The following is a 2,112-nucleotide window of genomic DNA, read 5'->3' as shown; positions in this document are numbered from 1 at the left end:
AGCTTTGTTGACCTTTTTTAAACTGGTGGTCGTCCAGCGAAATTGTTTGGTTGTCTGTTCCGTAGAACAGATCCCCTTACACATTTGGTGTGTTTATCTTTGTTCAGTTTTCAATGAGCTTTCGTTGCGGTTGTGATGCAACTTCATTATTGTAACATGTTTGTTACGCAATTGTCAACTAATTGTTTCAATTAATTTTAATTGGTCTCACATGCTTCGCTTTTTTCTCGCCACTTCATGTGACAAGGTCTATATTGTATCATGTTACTCGATACACTGTCAACCTTTTTTTGAATCTTTTATTCAACCAAAGTTCGTTGCTCGATTCGTTGGTGCTGTCTCAATTGACAACCTAATTATAATAGCATGAACCCATAGCCTTTGTCAACACTTTTTGGAAGTTATTTCATCTTTTGAATTCTAATTATTGTAGACATCTCTTTATCTTATGTTATAGCCATCTCAAGATGCTATCAGTTAATATTACCGATACTTGGTAGATTATTTATACATGTAATAATCCAATGTAGTACTGACTTATCAAACATTATTTCTATTGGATCACTATCCATTTTTTTAAAGAATTTTCTTAATTTTGTGCTTATTCCTTCTATAGAGATTTTAGAAAAATCTAATTGCCTTGCCTACCTCTTCTTATTAATTACTTTCATTTAACATCTAATAGACATGGTGCTTATTTGCAGTTCATCCTATAATTCGTGTAACAAATTCATCAGGAAACTTGTGTTATTTATCTACTCATAATTGTGGTTGCTCCCCATGGAGTAGTACCTGATACACCGAATGCTTTATCTATTTATGAATTTAATACTGCCAGTGTTTTTTGCCTTTGGATAACCCATTACACTACTTTCTGTAATTCAGTAATTATGCTCTTAAGTATTTCCATTGTTTTTCCTGACTCCTCAAACATATTCTGAAATAATCCTTCTAAAATTATAATTAAATGCTTCAGGAAGAATGGTTGCGTCTGTTTTTGCATAGGTTATCATCTTTTTTCTCCAGGATGCGTTAATCGGTTAATCGCAAATATAATATCGAGGTACGACTCTAGAAATGCTGCAACTCTATAGTTTATACTTACTATATCCTTACGAACAAGAATTTTTTCTATCTGTTTATCATATGATGGCAGGCTACCAGTGAGTAGATCCATGTTGTTTTTATAATATCTTTACATAACTCTTCTGGTCTGATATTTGATACTTATTTTGCCGTTTTTCCAATTTACCATTATTATCAAATAGAATGTTGCAATGTAAAAGATTATGCCCCATACAAGTTGTGTATCCATTGCTCGGATTAAACTCTTCAACGACTGAATATATTTGTTGTGAAAAGTCCTCAAGATTTCAATATCTATTCCATCTTTCAATGTACAATTGTCTTCATGCTCCCATTATGAATTTCCAAACTCCATATAATGACAGTCATTCTCCAATATTCGTCTTAGAGTATTCTCAATTGGTATCTCATTACAGTAAATATATAAGTCATTGTCCGCCTTTTCATCAAATATTTGTTTTAGTCTTGATCCCCCTAGAGCAATTGCCTCAACCTCTGGCAATGTAGTAAATTCTTTCCAAAATTTATTAAAATTCACATTAACCACTGTTTTTGCATGTATTTTTCAAGATTATTGATTGAATGTACTTATTACCAAAAGTTTACTACACATTCCTTCAGTTTAAAATCTAAAACAAATTGGTTGTTGTATAAACTCGATTGAAACCTCTCATTATTGATATGTCGCTTAAATAAATAAAGACCAAGCAACGATTTCTGCTGCTTGATCTCGACTAAAATGAAACATCAACCCTATTTGACAAAGAAACACAAAAAAAGAGACATAGATTTTAAAATCTACATCTCTTTCTTTAATCTTATATGGAGGATAGCGGGATCGAACCGCTGACCTCCTGCGTGCAAGGCAGGCGCTCTCCCAGCTGAGCTAATCCCCCAATATATCAATCGGGAAGACAGGATTCGAACCTGCGACCCCTTGGTCCCAAACCAAGTGCTCTACCAAGCTGAGCTACTTCCCGAAATGAAACGCACCCTGTAGGAGTCGAACCTACAACCGCCTGATTC

2 tRNA genes are annotated in these 2,112 nt (G+C 34.1%); both read right to left on the bottom strand.

What is annotated here, in order from left to right:
• Window positions 1-1,909: 1,909 nt before the first annotated feature.
• Window positions 1,910-1,982: transfer RNA gene (locus tag ACEN4N_RS11320), tRNA-Ala, on the bottom strand.
• A gap of 10 nt (window positions 1,983-1,992) precedes the next feature.
• A tRNA-Pro gene (locus ACEN4N_RS11315) sits at window positions 1,993-2,066 on the bottom strand.
• Window positions 2,067-2,112 lie beyond the last annotated feature (46 nt).

It is taken from the genome of Ruoffia sp. FAM 20857 (assembly GCF_045528645.1).
Classification (GTDB): domain Bacteria; phylum Bacillota; class Bacilli; order Lactobacillales; family Aerococcaceae; genus Ruoffia; species Ruoffia halotolerans.
This window is presented reverse-complemented; position numbering and strand designations above follow the sequence as displayed.